The sequence below is a fragment of the Psychrobacillus sp. L4 genome, assembly GCF_042944905.1.
GTDB lineage: Bacteria > Bacillota > Bacilli > Bacillales_A > Planococcaceae > Psychrobacillus.
On sequence record NZ_CP168496.1, the window covers coordinates 441,613 to 461,759 of the forward strand.

Below are 20,147 nucleotides of genomic sequence, written 5' to 3' on the forward strand. Positions count from 1 at the left end.
TGATATAAAGCATGTTTAACAGATTTCTCTATCTTTTTAGATGCACTTTTATTGGTTTAAAAGTAAATTGAATGACCGTCTCTTTTCCACTATTATTTTTAACGTCAATGGTTCCTTTCATCGCCCTCACAATATTGAAAGCAACTGTCATCCCGTGGGTAGTCATATTTAGTTGTTCTTCATTCCTCCTTCCTCCAGTATTTTGTATGGAAATCATCATATTAGTGCCAATATCTACTGTTTCTATTATTAGGGCACCGCCGTTTGGCATACATTCAATAAAATATTTTATTATATTAATAAAACATTGATGAAATTTTGAACGATCACCTTCCATTAACTTTGTTGAAAGTAAATTAGTCGATACTTTTACAGAATAATAGTTAGCTAAAGGCTGCAATAAACTAATGACGAGTGTTAGTTCTTTCTGTATATTTAATGCTTCTACAGACGAAATAATTGGTTTGGAGTAGGCTAAATAGTCCTGTATAATTCTTTCGGCAGAATCCAATTCATTTTTTAAAATGGACAGATATTGGTTTCTTTTTTCTTGATTCAGAGAATCTTTGTCAAGAAGCTCGACAAATCCGATAGAAGTTGTTAAAGGATTCCGAATCTCATGAGAGATTGCAGCACCCATTTGCTCAACTGCTTCCATTTTTTCAGCTTTGACTAAAAGTTGTTGTAGAAGAATATTGTTTTCGATCATTTCGATTATATAAGAAATCATGGCAACCCCTAGCGGAGGAACAATTACAAAGGCAAAAAACAAATCAAGCATTTGATCAGAGGATGCGACAAATAGTGCTATGACTAAGATACCTCCACTTATAAATAAAGAAATACCTGTGGAGAATAGTATGCGGTTTTTAGAAGTGAGTTTAAGAAACCAAGGATAAATGAACCAAAAGATAAGGCTAAAGATAGAATAGACTACAAGTGACAAAAAAAAACCGAAGTCAATTCCATGGAACCCCCGCAATACGATGAGTATGAGAGCAAGGATAGGACTTAATCTCATATAGAGACTCCCTATTACAAAAGGAATATCTCTTAAATCTAATACTAATTCATTGCCAAGACGATAGGGGAATAAGTAACAGAGTATTAAGGAGACAGTAAAATAAATCATGGCTGTTCGCTTGTCCAAGCGAATGCTACCGTACCTTTTAGATATCAAAATACAAAGAAAAAATAATATAATCAATAAAGAAAGATTAAATAGAAAATGCATTGTTATGATTTCCATGTATATACCTCTTTTACTAATGTTATAAATTAATAGTAACTATAGAAAGAGAAATATACAATGCTTGTTAAATAATTATTTAGAATATTCTATTATGATTTTTAATAAAAAAGCACCTTAGCCCATTGAAAAATAGGAAAGGTGCTTTTTGACTAATCGATTTTATTGAAAAAAGTAATCAGTTGCTTTGGAGAGGGGGATTGAATTTTATACATTAATTCTCTGTCTCCACTGTTTTCTATTCTAGGAATAATGGATTCAATCACATTGAATTTCCAAAAAGAAGGTTTGCTCTTGGTGCTTTTTTCTGTTTCAGAAGTCATCATTTTTCGTTGGAAAGAGTGAAGTTTTGCCATTAGAAACTTATCTTTTACACGAATAAGTAAGTAGCCTTCATCTTTTTCGTGATTATATTTTTTCATAAGAGATTCACCGAGTTCGAATGTGTTGGATTTATTTTGAACGGATGGTGAAATAACAAAAATATTCCCTTTACGAAATACAGAAGTATTTGATACTTGACGGAGACCTAAATCATTTATTAGAAAATCCAGGTTTACTTGCGATGCTGCACTAGCGACGGACATATGAATACCTCCTTTACATTTACACGGACTCATACTATAAGTATACCCTAAGTTGTATATAATATCTTCAATTTTGGGAATATTTTCTTAATAAATAAGGCGAAAAATCGTTTTTATTGCATAATAATATAGTTAAGGTAACAGAGCGAACGCATAAGACCGCTATCCAACAACCAAAAAATAAAATAGCTTCTTTTATTATGCCATGTATAACTTATTCAAGTATATGCTGTATTATGCATCAGGAAGGCGAATTGTTTTAGTAAGCTTATTCATTCATATTTAATTATTGTTCGTTTATTACTAACAATTGTTATGATTGGGCTACAACTGTTATACAAGAAGATTTGAAAAATGTCATTTCTAAAATAACCATAGCATCTTCATGTTTGTCCAGTCAAAGTGAATAGCTTACTGAAGCTTCGCTGGGCTCTATGGAAATAATTTTGAGCAGTAAAGGACATTTAGCAAGGATTTTGGAAGGCTAAACTTATAGAAGTAAGCTAAATTAAAAAATGTGAAATTTTTTTAGAAAAACCAGGTTCCGAACAAATGGAATATGATTTTATTCATTTCACACGGCAAAGTTGAGCAGAATCATAGTTAGAATAGGCGTATTTTATTTTCTGAAAACTTTTCTTTAAGTTGCATGTCTAATAGATAGGGACAATTGAAATGAGGTGAAATCTTGAGCGAAAAGAAACTGGTGCTAAAAGCAATAAAAGGCGATGAAGATGCATTTTTAGAATTAATTCATTCTTATGAAGAAGCATTATATCGAACAGCTATCTCTTATTTGAAAAATGAAGGAGATGCACTAGAGGCTGTACAGGAAGTGACATATAGGGCTTATCGCAGTGTAAAAACAGTGAAGGAGCCAGCTTATTTTAAAACATGGCTCATCCGAATAATGATGAACTATTGCCAAGATGTTATTAAGAAAAGTAAGCGGGAAGTGTTGGAGGAAAAAATACTATGCATGCAAGGAGTAAGTGAAGATTTCACTTTTTTAGAGGTCGAGGAGGCTCTTTTAAATCTATCAGATTACGAAAGAGAATTATTGCACTTGAAGTATTTTGAAGATGTCAAAATAAAAGACATCGCCATTATGTGGAATACACCAGAAGGAACAATTAAAACGAGGCTACATAAGGCATTACGCGCATTTAGGAACCACTTTGAAGAGAAAGGGGAGGTTAAACGTGTTTGAGGAGGAAGAAAAGAAATTGGAGCAGAGGAAAAAAACGATCGATAAAGTAGATGTGCCAATGGACAAGCTACATTTTGCAGTAAGAAATGGTTTTGTAAAAGCGAAAAAGGAACGAGCGTTAAAAAGAAAGAAGTTAATAAAACAGAGTTCATGGTCAGTTGTAGTTGCTGCAATTCTTCTCATCTCATTTGTCACATCTATAAATGTTTCTCCCGCTTTCGCTAATAAAGTTGCATCGATACCTGGGTTGGATAGGATAGTTGCGCTTATACAACAAGATAAAGGATTAGTAGCAGCGATTGAAAATGACTTTTATCAACCAATAAATGCATCTCAAACTAAGAACGGTGTAACTGTTACTCTTGATGGAGTAATTGCCGATTATAAAGGTATAGTTATTTTTTATTCAGTGCATTCTAACGTGAAGAATCGACCTTTAGAAATAAAATATTTAAAGTTAATGAATGAAAAATATGGAGATTTACCAGTGCATGATACTACATTCTGGAGTTCAAATCCACCAATAAATGAAGATAAAGTATTTAGCTCTATGATGACACTTGAATATATGGAAAATCATATAGTAGGTAATGGTAACCTTTTATGGACAATTGGCTTGAAGAATGAAACTAAAGTTGAGTATTTTCAAATTCCATTTAAGTTTACAAAGTCTAGCGTAGTAAGTAAAACAATTGCTTTAAATAAGGAAGTTACGATTGAAGGGCAACGAATTGTAGTTGAAAAAGTTACAATCAATCCGATTCGTGCAGAAGTTAAATTAAAAATTGATCCGAATAACTCCAAAAAGATCTTTTCATTTGATAATTTGAAATTTACGAATGATACCGGTGATGAATGGATTTTTAATAATGGTGGGACTTCGTTTAGAATTTTAGATGAAACTGAATGGACTATTACATCTCAAAGCCCATACTTTAATAACTCTGATAAGCTAAAATTAGTGTTTGGGAAAATAGGAGCAATTGATAAAGATGATGCTTTTATCTTAATCGATACCGAATCAAAAAAGTTTTTGAAACAACCTGCTGAGTCAGTTTTTTCAAATCTAGAAGTTGAGAATAGTAAAGTTAGTTTTATTATGGATGTGACCGGAGAATACAACCTGTTAGTATCCTCCAGTTTTTTAGATAATGAAGGAAAAGAATTTTTTATAAAGTATGACTATACTAATCCTATGCCAGGGAAAAAGTATGTAAATGGATTATTGATGAATACGGCTGAAAAAGGATTAAAACTTGAATTTGAACTTCCGACGGAATCTATTAGCAACCCAATACGATTCGATCTCGATTTTTACCCATCTTGGATCGAAGGGGATGTACAGGTAGAAATAAAATAGAAAAAAAGAGGTTCTGAACAATTCTTCATTGCTCAAGGACCTCCTTTTTCAAAGAATAAAAAACTACCATGGCTCAGGTTTCACAAAAGCCACCATCTACCATGGAAAAAGCTAACTTCAACTTTCAACCGGTATTATTTTGAATATAATTGGATATCCTCTTAATTTTTGAATATGCATAAAGAAGCTGTTTTCATACAAAAAGTATATAAAATACCGTATTCATTGTGTTTTTAGTTGCACAGGATTGTCCAACGCTGATTTGTGCCATCTCACATAAAGTTAACTCTTTACATAGAGAAATGGTTTCCTTCACGATAAAATAGGTTGCTTTCAGTGAAGAATCTGTTGTTTTCACCTTACAGTTAGTCGCTCTATGACAACTATTAACTTTTTAGTTGAGCGTTTAAACTTGATAATACCAATAATCCTGTGGAATTTGAGAAAAATAGATAGCATCCAATGATAAAGAAGCGCTGAGCGGACGAAATTGCATCTTCGTCCGCTTTTAAAAGAATAGGAAAGGATTTATTCTCTCATTAACCAAACCTTACGTACCTTGTCTCTACAAAATTCAAGAGGGCGACGGACAAACACCCGCCACAAGATTACCGAAAAAAAGTGTAGTTGGAAGTGACGCAGTCACTACTAACTACATAATTCCAACGGTAACAGTGTAGCCAATGTTTCGTCCAAAGCACTCTGGAAATAGTAAAGACAAGTTGCACTTAATTAAAGGACGTTTGCTCTTTTCTTAATGGAGATAGAAAAAGTGTTAGCTAAATATGAAGTAAAGTTTCCATATAGGGTGTGTGCTTGTAAAAACATCCTTATTCTTAATATGTAAAAAAACTGCAGCTACTCGTATTTCTACGAGATTGCTGCAGTATGTTATATATTATTCTACATCTTCCGAATCAGATTTATCTAACACATCTACGTATTTCCAGTTGCCAGCGTCATCTTTTTCTAAAAGGTAAGTAGTGGTATATTCAAGTGTTTCTTTTTCATCAATAATTGCCTTTTGACTTTGAGTAACTAATGCAGAACCACCTAGAATATAATGAACCTCTAAACCAAGAGTCTCATATTTTACATCAAAATCTTTAAAAGTTGCCCCTATTATTTCTTTAAGAGTGTCATAACCAGGGTATTCTGCGCTATAAAGACCTAGCATTGCGTCAAGATTTTCTGCATTTGCATACTCGTCCGCTTTTTTAAAGAACTCCATAATTTCCTTCTCTTGTGCTAGAAAGTTTGAATCCTTTCTAATACTTTCTTTGTAAGCATTGTACAAATCGTCTACTATCGATTCATCATTAATTTCATCTAGTAAGTCGAAGAATTCTGAAACATTTGCTTCAACAGTTTTTTGGTCCGCTTTTTTAGTAATCAAATCGTCCAATTTATCTAAATGCATTTTTGCAGTAATTACATATTTGGATGATTGAAGAGCTTTTTCACCAGGTGTTTTGTATTTAGTTAATATTGCATCTCGTGTTGATTTTCCGTAAACACGGTATAGTAAGATTGCTTGTTTACGAATCTCACTAGATAATTCATGATAACTTTTTTCCGTTACATCAGAAGTTGGGTTTGCTGCATATAAAGTATTGAATTGGTTTGCTTTATCCACGATTTTTTTCCCGGAAGTGATTGCATCAATATATCCCATTGCGCGAGTATAGTGAATACCAACATTATCTTCTAGACGTTTTTCTAACTTTACTTTATCTTTCACACTTACTTTAGCTATTTCTGCCTTTGCTTTTAAGTACGAATCTTTTGTTGCGTTAAAAATTTTCATATCAGGGTTTTTAATTTCTTTCGTAAGTTCATATGAAATTTGCCACTTCAAAGCGCCTGCATTTTGTTCTGCTATTTTAACAAGAGATTCTGCTTGTGAAAAAGATGCTGCTTCTGCGGTAGATGGAGTAAATATATTTGCTCCAACTAGTCCTGTTGCCAATAAGATAGATAATAATTTTTTCATGCATATTCCCCTAAATTTCGATAGTCTTACAGTAATTGTATTTAGTAAGCCTCAATAAGAATATTGTATTTTTAGGTTGAATACTAGTAATAATATATGGTTTACTGACCATATATTGGTTTAACTATTGTTAAAATTAAACGTTTTTACTATAAAATCTAATTTTGTTTACTTTGTTAAGGAAGCGAAGGGGTATTTTAAAGCATTTTTCTCCATCTTTTGTTGAGCGGCTTCTTTTAAATCAATATTTAGCAAATTGGCAAACTGTAGAAGGTAAATAAATACATCTGCTGCTTCATCTATGATTCCTTGGTTATCCTTTTTTATTGCTTCCTCAGCTGAAACCCATTGAAAGTGCTCTAATAGTTCACTTGCTTCTAAAGAAATCGAAATAGCGAGACTACGAGCATCGTGATTTCTTCCCCAACCTCGATCATCTCGGAATTTTAGTATTTCCTCTGTTAGTTCATTCATATAGTTTCCTCACTTTGCTAAAAAAGTATAAGTAGACATCGATTTAACATTGCCTTGGCTACTAGCCGCTTCTAATAAATAAATTTCCGATTGAATCAATGCTTGAAATTTATGAGGTAAATGATTAGCTGCTTGAAGCACTTCTTCGTAACTAGCCAATGTGTTTTCGATTTCCCATTTCCCGTCTTGAAGCTGAGAAGAGTCAGTGGTTTTTTCAGCTTCTATTTGCCATCCCGCACTTTCTGCAATGCTTTGAATGTCTTTAGGGGTGAAGAGTGTTCGAACATTGGATAAGCTACTTTCTTTAAAACACTCATATTGTGCTTGAATAAGCACCGATAAGAAGTGGGGAAGTTGTTCATTTGTCTGAACTCTTGTGTCCCATTCAGCAAAGCATAATGTATTTCCCCATTTTTTTATTTTCTTCAATATGTCATGGAGCTCTTTAGGTGATTTCAAGTACCAAGAACAATGAGATAGGACAATATAATCGAAAGCATTTTCTGGAAAACTTACTTTAGAAGACAGTATATTAACTTCAAAGTCTACTTTTATACGATTACCTATAGATGAGTTCTTTAAAAAATTTATAGAATCTCCTAATGTAACAGGACTTCCATAATTAGGTGAAGCTATATCTATTCCATATACAAATCCTTCATCCCCAACAATGTATGCCAATACTGCTGTTGTATCTCCTTGGCCGCAGCCAATCTCTAGCACTTTGCTACCAACTTTTATATCCCAAAAGTTCACTAATTTTAGCCGATGCTCTGTTTGGAGGCTTTGAATAGTAGGGTCATATTCATTTGGTGGCATGCACTTAACAATCTCTTCAATCATTTGATTATTCATTTCATCGCTCCTTATGAAAGCATTATACATAAGTTGATTGAAAATTTTAATACATTATTCGGAAATAGAAAGTGAATGACTTGATTTTGTCCGGAGCGAAATAGAAACACCGATAACAATAACAAAAGCACCGACCAATTGTAATGGTTGAATACTAATTCCTAACAGCAAAAGTCCGGAAATCATTGCAACAAATGGCTCAAGGTTTAACAAAAGCGCGGCTTTTGAAGCGCCGACTTTTTGGATAGAGCTATTCCATAAGTACGTGCATAATCCATGCATAATAATCGCAGTTATTATAAGTAATAACCAATAGGAAAATGGGACAGACAAGACAAGATAGGTCTTATGCCAAGGAACAAAAGGAAGTAGCCCAATTAGACCAAAGATATTGCTGAATAAGGTAATGGTAGAAGGGTGTATGGATTTAGATAAATGTTGAACAAAAACTAAGAAAATTGAAAAGGATAACATCGTTAAACTAATTAATATTTCACCTTTACCAAGGTTTGGTATAAGGAACGATCCTTTTGTAATAACTAGCCAAACTCCAAGTAATGCGATAAAGGAACCAATCCAAAACGGAAAAGTTTTTCTCTCCTTAAAGTAATAAGAGGAGAGCAATGCTGTAACAATTGGAGATAAGGCGAGGATCAATGCGGCTGTGACAGGCTCGGTATATTGAAGGCTAGCGTAAAAGCTCCATTGGTTCAACGATACACCTATAAAACCGGCTACAGCTAGCCAAATATAATTGTGTAAAGTTATTTCCTTGAAATTAATATTTCGATAGGTCATGAATAACAAGAAAATAAGGATAAATATTAGTCGAAAAAATGCGATTATACTTGGGTCGAATACAGCAACTAAAATGGATCCAAAGACAAAGTTGCTTCCCCAAGCTATGACACAGAGTATAAGAATTAAATATGTAAACAACTGTTTCTTCATAGGTATGGTTATATCTTCCTTTCAGTTTGAAAAAAATTGAAAAGAGAAAGAGGCATAAACTCTTTCTCTTCTTTCTCTATAATAATTCACCTTTTACCATAACTAAACGGTTTTTTGGTTTTCTAGCAACGACCTCAGCGGAAGAAGTTGCATCAAAAAAGACAAAACTTGCCTCATCTTGAACTTCTGGCCAAACTTTTTTGCCGTCTGCGTTTAAAGCAACTACTCCACCTGTTACCCATTTAAGTGCATTTCTTAATGACTTCTCATCAATTTTTCGAGTAAGTTCACAAAAGCGTGTAGCTTTTTCTAATACATCACCTGTACCATATGGACTCCATGAATCGTAAAAACCGTCACAACCGAAGTGTACTTTTACACCGTGTGCATCTAGCAAGTCGATCGGTGGGATCACTCGATTAATATTAATTGGGATAGTAGACATAATGGCTACATCCGATTCAGCAAGACGGTTTGCTACAACAACTTGCTGGGGAACAGGGATATCTCCAAGGCAGAATGAGTGACTCAAAGCAGTTCGCCCTTGATAATTTGCTTGTTCTACGATATCAATCCACTTATCCGCTGTATAATAACCTACGAATCCACCGTCATGTAAGTGAATGTCAACATCAGCATCAAACTCAGTTGCGATATCCATCACTTCATGCAGAGATTTTTCGATGGCATTATCAATTCCAGCGGGATCTAATCCTCCAACCATTGTTGCTCCATTTCTCATTGCTTCTCGCATTAATTGAGGTACAGATTCACGTAATAATCCATGCTGTGGGAATGCGATAATATCAGCAGTTACTTTGCCTTTGAATGAATCCAGTGCAGCAATAACACCTTCTAAGTTTTTCAAACCGATATACGGATCAATGTTAACATGTGTACGAATATGCGTAGAACCATATTGAAGCAATGTTTCAATCATTTTCGTAGCTCGTTGCTGTGCGCTGCTTGCTAACATAGATAATTCTTTTGCTTCTAGGTCTAAACGTTCTTTTAAGTTAGCGACGGGAGTACATGCTTTCCAGTCTAATGTCATATACGTTTTATCTAAATGATTATGCATCTCTTTAAAAGTAGGAAGTGCAAGCTTTCCGTGCATATCGATCACTTCAATGCCGTCTGGGATAGCTTCATTCGCTGCTAATTGATCTACAATTTTCCCTTCTTCTACTTTTAAATGAAATAAAGCAGTTTCTGTTTCAACTGTTCCATTACCTAATAATCTTTCACCAGTTTCTAATCTTACATTAGAAAGCCATTTTACTTTACTCATTTTGTAACCTCCTTCGCTAGAACAGCCTCATTTGTATATGCAATATTTCCTTTTGAAATAACATGTGTTATAGGACGTCTTCTAGCTACTGCTTGTGCTGAACATACAGCATCGAGTAGAAGTACATTTGCTAAATCTCCTTTTTGAGGCCAAACTCTAGTCCCTATATCGTTAAGAGGGGTAATCCCACCAGAAGCATATTTCCAACAACGATTTAATGAATATTCGTCGATAAATTTAAATCTTTCTGCTAAAATACTTAATTTTTCTACTGTATCACCCGTACCAAAAGGAGACCAGTGATCCGTTAAGCTATCATGACCGACAGAAACGAAGACTCCATTTTCATGTAAATAAGGAATTGGAATAGTAGGGCGGTTGGTTGGAACTGTCGATGTAACATCAATTTTTGTTTCCGCAAGCACTGCAACTAATTCTTCTAATTCTTTCCCGTGAAGATCGCCTAAAGCTATTGCGTGGCTTATCGTAACTTGTCCTTCTTTTTTAGCTTGTTTCGTTAGTTCTGCTAGTTTATAAAACTCAAAAGCACCAAGGGAATTCGGATCATGAATATGAATATCTATTCCACGTCCTGATTCTACGGCAATATCCATTGTAAGGTTTAACGAACGGTCGATATCACGGTCAATAGTGGCTGGGTCAACACCGCCAACTAATGTAGCACCCATTTTCATAGCTTCTCTCATTAATGGTTCTACTTTTGAAAGCAATAACCCATGTTGTGGAAATGCAACGATGTCATATGTAACCTGGTCTTCAAACTTTTTGAAAGCTTCTTTTGTAATTTCAATATGTTTTGTTCCGATTTGAGGATCCACATTACAATGAGAGCGAATATGTGTGTGTCCTTGTGAAATTAGCCATTCAATCATGTTTTCCGCACGGTTTAATGCAAAAGGAAGTTGGGCTGGTAGTAATTCTTGTTCTTCTTCAATTCTAGTTAGTATTCCTTTTGTTATAGGTTTACACGCTTTCCAAGGACCACTAAAATACGTTTTATCTACATGGATATGCATTTCTCTGAAGGAAGGCATAAGTAATTTGCCGTTAGCCTCAATTACTTCAAAATCAGAGCCTTCCATATTTTTTTCTATTTCAATAATTTTTCCATCTTGAATTAGTACATCAAATAAATCTGTTTCGGTTTGAGCAACACGTCCATTTTCATAAGTAAAGCCAGTTTCAAGGCGAGCATTTTTGATAAGTAGAGATTTCATCTTTTATCCTCCCAATAAGTTCAAAGAGACTGGAGTATTACCAGTCTCTTTGAAGTGTATTATTTTACTGTCACTTCATTTAAAATCAGGTAATTCGAAGCGTCTAATCTAAAGTTTTCTACATTGTTATTATAAACTGCTAAATGCTCGTAGTTTCTAATTGGAACATATACAGCGTCGTCCATTTCAACTTGCATTGCTTGTTTATAGATTTCTTGTCGTTTGCTTGGCTCAGTTTCTACACGACCTTGTTCGATAAGCTTATCTACTACAGGGTTTTGATAATAGAAATGGTTCCCTGGTGCACCAATAGATGCTGAATGGAAGAGGTTATATTGATTGTAGTCTCCATCACCAGTCGCGTTACCCCAACCGCCAATAAACATTTGATGATCTCCATTTGTGATTTGCTGAATATATGAACCATATTCCATTACTTGAATTTCAACATCTATCCCAATACCTTTAAGTTGAGATTGAATAACTTCAGCCATATTAATTCGTTCTTTACGGTCGCTCGTTAATAAAGTAACTTTGATACCTTTATCGTAACCAGCTTCTTTTAACAAAGATTTTGCTTTGTTTACATCATACGGATATGCTTTAACGTCTTTGCTGTATCCAAATACTTGTGGACTCATCGCAACGTTTGCAAGAGTTCCAACGTTATTGTAAACACCTGAAATAATAGCTTCTCTTTCAATTGCAAAACTAACTGCTTGACGGACTTTCACATTATCAAAAGGAGCTTTTGTCGTGTTAAATCCTACATACTCAACTGCTAAACCATCCGTTCTGAATAGGTTCATTTTATCAGAGTTTTCAATTCGTTCAATCTCTGTTACGGGAACTTGATCAGAAATATGAGCTTCTCCGCTTTCAATCATAGCTAATCGAGTAGCATCTTCCGGAACAACTTTGAATACTACACTATCCACTTTAGCTTTTTCTCCCCAGTAATCATTGTTTTTATTTAAGGTTATCTCTTGTCCTGATTTCCAAGAATCAAAAACAAATGGACCAGTTCCTACTGGATGTGTTGCTAATTGATCAGGAGTTTCATTAATCATTTTAGGGCTAAGAATGCTTCCTTCATTGCTTGCTAAAATAGAAAGTAATGGAGCATATGGTGTTGATAATTTAAGTGTTATATGTGTATCGTCTTTTACGATTACTTCTGAGATCATTCCTAATTTATCTTTCTGTGGTGATCCTGTTGCTGGGTCTAGTAATCGATCAAATGTAGCTTTTACTGCTTCTGCATTAAAAGGTGTACCGTCATGGAACTTCACACCTTCTCTTAATGTGAAATCCCAAGTTAAATCATCTACTGGATTCCAATCTGTTGCAAGTAATGGAACAAAATTTCTGTCTTTATCAAAAGCAAGTAGCGTTTCATATACTTTTCCGTGAACAACATTAGCGGAAGGTATATCTGTTATGAAATGTGGGTCAAGACCAGTGGCATCTGATAAGCGAACTACAACAAGCTTTCCTCCAGATTTGTCCCCGCTTGCAACTTGCTTGTCTTCTTTTTCTTCACCTTTACTTGAACTTCCGGTAGAACAACCTTGCATAATTAACATCAATATAGACATTAATGCGAAAATCTGAATCCACTTAAACTTCTTCATTGAGTTTTCCTCCAAATAATTATTATTTGTATTGCTAATTCTCAATTATAAATAAAAGAATTAATATTATTTTTAAAATCTTTACTATTTTTTAAAGTATTTTGACTATTCTTTCTATGTCTATTTACATTCTTTCTTTTCTTATATATCGTGATGTTACCTTATAACGAAAAGGAAGCAGAACGAGGGGGTTAATTAAATGACAATTAATAGTACTGAAGTAGATTCAGCAAAGTTAATCTTGGCAAGAAAGAAAATTCGAAAAGAAAAGTGGAAAACATTCTTTATGACTATTGGTCAAAATAAGGCGGCTGCAGTAGGGGGAGTAATAATTCTTCTATATATATCGCTCACTTTATTAGCACCTATATTATCCCCATATGATCCATATGAGATTAATCTTCCAGACAAGTTACAATCTCCATCTATGGCCCATTGGATGGGAACGGATGATAAAGGAAGAGATATTTTAAGTCGAATCTTATATGGCTCTCGATTATCACTAGGAGTAGGTTTTTCCTCCGTCTTTTTTGGAGCGTTTTTTGGAATAACTCTTGGGCTAGTCGCTGGCTACTATGGTAAATGGGTAGACACGATCATTAGTCGTTGTTTAGATGTGATGCTTGCATTCCCAGGGATTTTATTAGCTTTAGCAATTATTAGTGCACTAGGTCCAAGTCTTATTAATGTAACAATTGCAGTAGGAGTCTTTTCAATTCCTTTGTTTGCAAGAATTGTTCGTGGTTCGACGATGGAAGTGAAAAAGCTGGAGTATATAGATGCTATTAGAACATTAGGGGCAAATGATTTCATTATAATTTTCCGACACATTTTTCCTAATATATTATCACCGATTATTGTTCAAGGTTCACTAAGACTTGCAACAGCGATATTGTCAGCAGCGGGATTGTCATTCTTAGGGCTAGGTGCACAACCACCATCACCAGAATGGGGTGCAATGCTTTCTAGTGGAAGAGATTTTATTTTCAGTGCACCTTACATGGCTATTTTTCCAGGTCTAATGATTGCGATTTTAGTATTGGGCTTTAACTTGTTTGGAGACGGTTTGCGCGATGCTTTAGATCCAAGGACGAAAAAATAAAAGGGGGATTTCTTATGTTTTTATTTATTTTGAAACGTTTAGTGCAAATAGTTCCTGTCATATTAGGTGTCACTTTAGTTGTGTTTTTAATTATGCAAATGGTACCAGGTGATCCAGCGGTTATTATGGCAGGTGAAGGAGCATCAAAAGAAACGGTTAATGAGCTAAGAGAAAATTTAGGTTTAAACAGACCACTTCATGAACAGTATTTTTCATACGTGGGAAATGTATTTAGAGGAGACTTAGGAAATTCTCTTAAAAACAATCAACCAGTTTTGGATGAAATTATGATTCGTTTACCTATTACAATGGAGCTTGCATTTTTTAGTATTATGATCACAATCGTACTCGGGTTAATCGCAGGAATTATTTCCGCGGTAAGGCCATATTCATTTTCCGATATTAGTGTAATGGTTGTCGCACTAATCGGAATCTCTCTCCCAAGTTTTTGGTTAGGATTATTACTAATGTATGTATTTTCTGTAAAGCTTCAGTGGCTACCGGTAGCTGGATGGGATAGTACAGCGCATATTATTTTACCTGCTATTACACTCGGAGCAGGAGGAGCAGCTATTGTTGCCCGTATGACTCGTTCAAGTATGCTCGAGGTAGTTGGGCAAGACTATATACGAACAGCGAAAGCAAAAGGTCTTAAAGGACATGTCATTATTTATAAGCATGCTTTAAGAAATGCATTAATTCCTGTTATTACTGTTGTAGGGCTACAATTTGGTAGTTTACTTGGTGGTACTGTTTTAGTAGAGTCTGTATTTGCTATAAATGGATTAGGTCGGATGATTGTCGATGCAATAAGAACAAGAGATATTCCAATGGTACAAGGCGGCGTACTAGTTGCTTCTTTAGTTTTTGTCTTCGTGAATCTGTTAGTAGACGTTATGTATAAAGTTTTCAATAAACGAATCGATTTGAACTAGGGGGATAAAAAATGACAAATGAAGTTGTTTTAGAAGTAAAAAACTTAAAAACACATTTTATATCCAATAAAGGTACGGCAAAAGCTGTAGATGGCATAGATTTTGTTTTAAGAAAAGGCGAAACGATGGGGATAGTTGGAGAATCAGGATGCGGAAAATCTATGACTTCGCTATCTATTCTTCGATTAATACCATCACCACCAGGGAAAATTGTAGATGGGCAAGTATTATTGAAGGGACAAGACTTAGTGACAATGTCTGAAGAAGAGATACGAAAAATAAGAGGAAATCGCATTTCGATGATTTTTCAAGAACCAATGACTAGTTTAAATCCAGTTATTCCAGTAGGTGAGCAAATCGCGGAAGCGCTCCGATTACACCAAGGATTGTCCAAAAAACAAGCATGGGATAAATCAGTTGAAATGATTGGTCTTGTTGGAATCCCTTCGCCTGAAAAAAGAGCGAAGCAGGAACCCTTTCAACTAAGTGGTGGTATGAGACAAAGAATTATGATTGCGATGGCATTAGCTTGCACTCCTGAAGTTCTAATTGCGGATGAGCCAACTACTGCGTTAGATGTAACTATTCAGGCTCAAATATTAGAAATCATGAAAGATTTACAAAAGAAAATTGGCATGGGCATTATTTTCATCACACATGATTTAGGGGTTGTTGCTGAAATGTGTGATCAAGTTGGCGTAATGTATGCGGGGCAAATTGTAGAACATCAAGATACAAAAGATTTATTTAAAAATCCTTTGCATCCTTATACACAAGGCCTAATCGGATCCCTTCCAAAGCTATATGAAGATCAGGAAGAACTGCAAATTATTGAAGGAACTGTACCGAGTCCATATGAATATCCGGAAGGTTGTCGATTTGCGGAAAGATGTCCGTTTGCAAAGGATATTTGTGTCCAAAAGCAACCAAATCTTATTCAGTATGATGAAAATAGCAAAGTTAGATGTTGGAAGTATTCAGATGAATGGCAAGATAGTTTAACAAAAGAGGGGGTAGCGCTATGAGTAATCTTCTCAAAGAGAAAAATCCATTGTTAAAAGTCTCAGACTTAAAGCAGCACTTTGCATTGAAAAAAGAGGCAATCTTCCAACCGAAACAAGTTGTAAAAGCAGTTGATGGTATTAACTTTGATTTGTATCCTGGAGAAACATTAAGTATTGTAGGTGAATCAGGATGCGGGAAATCGACAACTGGAAGATCTATTTTACGTTTAGATGAACCGACTGATGGAGATGTATTATTTAAAGGTGAATCTCTTTTGAAAATGAATAAAAAAGAGTTACGTAATGTTAGAGGAAATATTCAAGTGATTTTCCAAGACCCATATGCTTCGTTAAACCCAAGAAGAACGATACGTCAAATGTTAGAGGAAGCAATGGCGATACAAAAAGTACTCCCTCCTAATAAGAGAGAGGATAGAATGTTAGAACTGATGAAACATGTTGGGTTACGTCCAGAGTATTTGGAAAGATATCCACATGAATTTTCTGGGGGACAACGCCAACGAATTGGAATAGCAAGAGCGCTAGCTGTAAATCCGGAAATAATTATTTGTGACGAAGCAGTTTCTGCGTTAGATGTATCGATTCAAGCGCAAATATTAAACTTATTGAAAAAGCTCCAAAAGGAGTTTGATCTAACATTTTTATTTATTTCTCATGATTTAAGTGTCGTTCGACATATTTCGGATCGTGTTATGGTTATGTACTTAGGAAAAGTTGTAGAGATTGCGGATAAGTCTTCTCTATTTAACAATCCTATGCATCCTTACACGAAAGCTCTTCTGTCAGCTATTCCTGTAATAGATGAAACAAAGAGAAGGGAAAGGATCATTTTAAAAGGGGACGTTCCATCTCCTATAAATCCTCCTACAGGTTGTAGATTTCATACACGTTGTCCATTTGCTACGGAACGCTGCCAACAAGAAGAACCTTTACTAAGGAAAATAGATACTGGTCATTCGGTCGCTTGTCATTTTGCAGAGGAATTACTATCATAAAAAATGGTCACTTGTACGATTTACTATTAGTCATAATGAAGATACTATAATGGAATGAGGTATTTTAGAAAGGACGTATGCATCATGATGCCTTTGGAATCTTTTTCATTATACGTCTTGATTTGCGTATTAGCTCCTCTTGTAGGAGCTTTTACGCTTTCATTTGTAATGATCTTTGAGCGGCAAATTGACAATTTGCAGAAAGAAGCTTCAAAGCTTGCTTTGGAAAAAGAGTTACAGCACGCAAATTACGATCAGTTAAATCAGCAAATACAACCTCACTTTTTTTTTAATACGCTTAATACGATGTTAAGTTTAGCTCGATTAGATAGAAAAGATGAATTAATAAAAGGTTTAGAAGTAATGGCGAAGTTTTTTAAGTTTAAATATGTTACGCATGCTTCTCTTATTAAAGTGGAAGATGAAATTGCATATGTAAATAATTATTTGGATATCCAAATTTTACGTTTCGGGGAACGACTAGAAGTTACTAAAAATGTAGAAGCTTTTTGCGAAAATGCTTTATTGCCGCCGTTTATGATACAAACTATAGTCGAAAATGCATTTAAACATGGTTTTGAGAAGAATATGGGCCCTGCCCGTTTGAAAATAAATGTGTATTATTCAGATGGTTTTATGTATATAGAAGTATGGAATTCCTACTTTATTGAACCTATCAATGAAAAGAAAGAGTATAGCCCACAAGAAGAAGGGTACGGAATTCGAAACATACAAAAGAGATTAGATCTGTTATTTCCAGAACAAGTACATTATTTAAAAATGAGATACATTGGAAATGAAACACTCATTGAAGTAAAATTTCCGTTAACAAAATAAAGGAGAGAGGAGGAAGGAAATATGAATATTCTACTTGTAGATGATGAAACATTAGAGTTAGATCAATTAGAATATATTATGAAACCCCATTTTCCCAATTGGAAGTTCTACAAAGCACAAGATGCGTCCATTGCTCTTCAAATAGCGGGTAAGATTAATATTTCTTTAGCATTTCTAGATATTCAAATGCCAGGAAAAAGTGGGTTGGAGTTGGCAAAAGAGTTAAAGAAAAGTTATAAAATGGACATAATTATGGTTACAGCTTATCAATCGTTTGAATATGCTCAATCTTCCTTACGAATAGGAGTCAATGATTATTTAACAAAACCTATTGTAGAAGATGAATTGTTAGGATTGCTTGAAAAATATAGAAAATGGATATCTCAAAATGACTCCATTCAAGAAGTTCTACGTATTATTCGAGAGGAATATAACGAAAAACTTAGCCTTAGTATAGTAGCGAACCGTATACACTTGAATGCAACTTATTTAAGTCGTAAATTTTATGAAGAAGTGGGAATCGGATTTGCAGATTATTTAAATGCATATCGACTGGAAATGGCGAAAAAAATATTATTAGAGCATAAAGAGTTGAGTATGGCAGTTGTTTCTGAAAAAGCTGGATTTAACAGTCAGCATTATTTTAGTTCCATGTTTAAAAAACAAAATGGGATAACCCCATCAGAATATCGAGTAAATACCAAAAAAGCGAAAGGTTTTGGAATATGAAAACCTATCGTCACTATATTACGGGTTCTTTAGTTTTTGGAATTTCGTCGGGAATGATTAGTCTTTTGGCACGATGGATCACAGGTAATACAATTCTTTCTTCGCCTGAATCATTAGTGAAATACGGTCTTTTAGGTGGAATTGGTTATTCTCTAGTAGGTGCGTTTTCTATTTTTATGTTCGGAACATTTGCAAATAAAATTAGATTTAGATTTCCAGATGTAGAAACGATCGGCGATGTTTTTCAAGAGAGGCTTCGAAAAGATGGCTATTGGTTAATGACAATTATAATCTTATTCCTAGGATTAGATTCTTTATTCATGCAAGCGGTAGGAGCAGCCGTTTTATTTGATTTATTATTTAATATACCATTTACTGTTTCTCTATTTTTCTTCTTCTTTTATTGTTTTATAATAGCAGGGCTAGGTGGTATGAAGTGGATACAAAAATTTGAAGGGATTTCTATTTTCTTTATTTTTGCTGCAATCATTTTCATTCCATTGTACTTTTTCATACAAGAAGGAGCTTTTAAAGTTTACGATGGCATTCGATTATATCATCCCTATTTGTTGTTTGCTAAAAACCATGAAGCATATTTTTTTATTGCGACGTTTATGTTAGTTGCCTGTGGACAGGTACTTACAGATCGATCGACTTGGCAAAGATTATATATGATTGAACAGAAAAAAGTTCGTATTACTTTTTGGTCAACAGCGTTTGTTTGGAGCACGATACCTATAGCGCTTTCTGCAATGCTGTTGATCGTTATTTTTGAAGGATCTTTTGGCGAAACATATACCCTTTTGTTTCAATTAATAACAAAAATAGATCCTATTTTCCTTTCGGTTTTATTCTTTTTATTTTGTTTTGGTGCTTTATCCACAACGATAAATGCGGAGATTCATGCTACTACGATTCATTTCATCAAGCATATTCGACTCCCTTTGAAAATCTCGATGACTGATCAGCAAATGAGGAAAGAATCGTATATTTTCTCTGGATTGTTATTGTTTGTTCTCTTAATTGTGACACATTTTGCTAAATTTAGTTTGCTAAATTTTCTTTTTTTCTATGGACATCTTTATGCTGCGTCTATTCCAGTCATGTTGATCATCATTTTTTCAAAACGTAAAATATCCAGGTTATTGCCTTATTCAATTATAGCTGGTTGGTTGATTAGTGTGACGCTATTTGGTAGTTTAATATCATTACAAACTATTTGGATAAGTTTCTTCCTATCCGGGGTTTTCTCCGTTCTATCAATGTTATTTGCACGAGTAGAATTAACTTCAAAATATTCGAAGTAAATAATATATGAATCACGTCAACTAAAGGTAAACTTTTATGTAGGAATACGCTGGTGAAAAATAGGAAGCATACATCAAACGAAGAATTGAAATAACTCCCGAAATTGTCTCTTCGGGAGTTTCCTGTATGAGTAAGGAAACATCTTTTCTTTCCTCATCCAAAAAGGGTTTAAACTTATTCCTAAAGTTGAAGGAGAGCGATGGACAGACGAAAGCTATAAGATTACTTAGAAGAGAGGCAAGTCGTGACGTCAGTCACGACCTGCCTCTTCTATAGTTTTAGGTAATGATATAGTTCCAGGCTGTCCAAAATCTTCCGGAAACGATTGATAAGAGGTTCACGATCCATACTTCTAACCGTAATAATGTAGCCAA

18 protein-coding genes are annotated in these 20,147 nt (G+C 34.5%); 9 read left to right on the forward strand and 9 right to left on the reverse strand.

Annotation, left to right across the window (positions count from 1 at the left end):
* Positions 1-28 precede the first annotated feature (28 nt).
* Entirely contained in the window at positions 29-1,249 is a 1,221-nt protein-coding gene (locus ACEPXG_RS02175) for a histidine kinase dimerization/phospho-acceptor domain-containing protein (protein ID WP_391207005.1), read from the reverse strand.
* A 152-nt stretch (positions 1,250-1,401) separates the two neighbouring features.
* Positions 1,402-1,836 (reverse strand): hypothetical protein, encoded by a 435-nt coding sequence (locus ACEPXG_RS02180; protein WP_391207008.1) that lies wholly within the window; start codon positions 1,834-1,836, stop codon positions 1,402-1,404.
* A gap of 688 nt (positions 1,837-2,524) precedes the next feature.
* Here ACEPXG_RS02180 and ACEPXG_RS02185 point away from each other — a divergent pair.
* Entirely contained in the window at positions 2,525-3,046 is a 522-nt protein-coding gene (locus tag ACEPXG_RS02185) for a sigma-70 family RNA polymerase sigma factor (protein ID WP_391207010.1), read from the forward strand.
* Positions 3,039-4,406: a DUF4179 domain-containing protein gene (locus ACEPXG_RS02190; protein ID WP_391207013.1), complete on the forward strand. Its 1,368-nt coding sequence runs from the start codon at positions 3,039-3,041 to the stop codon at positions 4,404-4,406. The genes ACEPXG_RS02185 and ACEPXG_RS02190 overlap by 8 nt, the downstream gene beginning before the upstream one ends.
* An 898-nt stretch (positions 4,407-5,304) precedes the next feature.
* Here the strand turns inward: ACEPXG_RS02190 and ACEPXG_RS02195 are convergent.
* The 7 genes from ACEPXG_RS02195 to ACEPXG_RS02225 all read right to left on the reverse strand — a co-directional run bounded on the left by ACEPXG_RS02195 (position 5,305) and on the right by ACEPXG_RS02225 (position 12,842).
* On the reverse strand, positions 5,305-6,399 hold the full coding sequence (locus ACEPXG_RS02195; RefSeq protein ID WP_391207016.1) for a hypothetical protein: 1,095 nt from the start codon (positions 6,397-6,399) through the stop codon (positions 5,305-5,307).
* A gap of 168 nt (positions 6,400-6,567) precedes the next feature.
* Positions 6,568-6,873, reverse strand: a complete 306-nt coding sequence (locus ACEPXG_RS02200) for a nucleotide pyrophosphohydrolase (protein WP_391207019.1) — start codon at positions 6,871-6,873, stop codon at positions 6,568-6,570.
* A 9-nt stretch (positions 6,874-6,882) separates the two neighbouring features.
* Positions 6,883-7,728: a class I SAM-dependent methyltransferase gene (locus tag ACEPXG_RS02205; RefSeq protein WP_391207022.1), complete on the reverse strand. Its 846-nt coding sequence runs from the start codon at positions 7,726-7,728 to the stop codon at positions 6,883-6,885.
* Positions 7,729-7,782: 54 nt separating this feature from the next.
* On the reverse strand, positions 7,783-8,679 hold the full coding sequence (locus tag ACEPXG_RS02210; RefSeq protein WP_391207025.1) for a DMT family transporter: 897 nt from the start codon (positions 8,677-8,679) through the stop codon (positions 7,783-7,785).
* Between the two features lie 76 nt (positions 8,680-8,755).
* A complete protein-coding gene (locus ACEPXG_RS02215; protein WP_391207028.1) occupies positions 8,756-9,970 on the reverse strand; it encodes an amidohydrolase in 1,215 nt (404 codons plus the stop codon).
* Positions 9,967-11,208 (reverse strand): amidohydrolase family protein, encoded by a 1,242-nt coding sequence (locus ACEPXG_RS02220; protein ID WP_391207031.1) that lies wholly within the window; start codon positions 11,206-11,208, stop codon positions 9,967-9,969. Before ACEPXG_RS02220 ends, ACEPXG_RS02215 begins: the two co-directional genes overlap by 4 nt.
* Positions 11,209-11,267: 59 nt before the next feature.
* Entirely contained in the window at positions 11,268-12,842 is a 1,575-nt protein-coding gene (locus ACEPXG_RS02225) for a glutathione ABC transporter substrate-binding protein (protein ID WP_391207033.1), read from the reverse strand.
* A 199-nt stretch (positions 12,843-13,041) separates the two neighbouring features.
* Here ACEPXG_RS02225 and ACEPXG_RS02230 point away from each other — a divergent pair, with 199 nt between their 5' ends.
* The 7 genes from ACEPXG_RS02230 to ACEPXG_RS02260 all read left to right on the forward strand — a co-directional run bounded on the left by ACEPXG_RS02230 (position 13,042) and on the right by ACEPXG_RS02260 (position 19,772).
* Positions 13,042-13,944, forward strand: a complete 903-nt coding sequence (locus tag ACEPXG_RS02230) for an ABC transporter permease (protein ID WP_391207036.1) — start codon at positions 13,042-13,044, stop codon at positions 13,942-13,944.
* 14 nt (positions 13,945-13,958) lie between these two features.
* Complete coding sequence (nikB, locus tag ACEPXG_RS02235; protein ID WP_391207039.1) at positions 13,959-14,879, forward strand: nickel ABC transporter permease; 921 nt, start codon at positions 13,959-13,961, stop codon at positions 14,877-14,879.
* Positions 14,880-14,890: 11 nt separating this feature from the next.
* Complete coding sequence (locus ACEPXG_RS02240; protein WP_391207042.1) at positions 14,891-15,904, forward strand: ABC transporter ATP-binding protein; 1,014 nt, start codon at positions 14,891-14,893, stop codon at positions 15,902-15,904.
* Positions 15,901-16,899 carry an ABC transporter ATP-binding protein gene (locus ACEPXG_RS02245; protein ID WP_391207044.1) on the forward strand — a complete coding sequence of 333 codons (999 nt, stop codon included), beginning with the start codon at positions 15,901-15,903 and terminating at the stop codon, positions 16,897-16,899. Before ACEPXG_RS02240 ends, ACEPXG_RS02245 begins: the two co-directional genes overlap by 4 nt.
* A gap of 84 nt (positions 16,900-16,983) precedes the next feature.
* Positions 16,984-17,736, forward strand: a complete 753-nt coding sequence (locus ACEPXG_RS02250; RefSeq protein WP_391207046.1) for a sensor histidine kinase — start codon at positions 16,984-16,986, stop codon at positions 17,734-17,736.
* A gap of 21 nt (positions 17,737-17,757) precedes the next feature.
* Complete coding sequence (locus tag ACEPXG_RS02255) at positions 17,758-18,465, forward strand: response regulator transcription factor (protein ID WP_391207048.1); 708 nt, start codon at positions 17,758-17,760, stop codon at positions 18,463-18,465.
* A 65-nt stretch (positions 18,466-18,530) separates the two neighbouring features.
* Positions 18,531-19,772 carry a hypothetical protein gene (locus ACEPXG_RS02260; RefSeq protein ID WP_391207051.1) on the forward strand — a complete coding sequence of 414 codons (1,242 nt, stop codon included), beginning with the start codon at positions 18,531-18,533 and terminating at the stop codon, positions 19,770-19,772.
* The last annotated feature ends 375 nt before the right edge of the window (positions 19,773-20,147 follow it).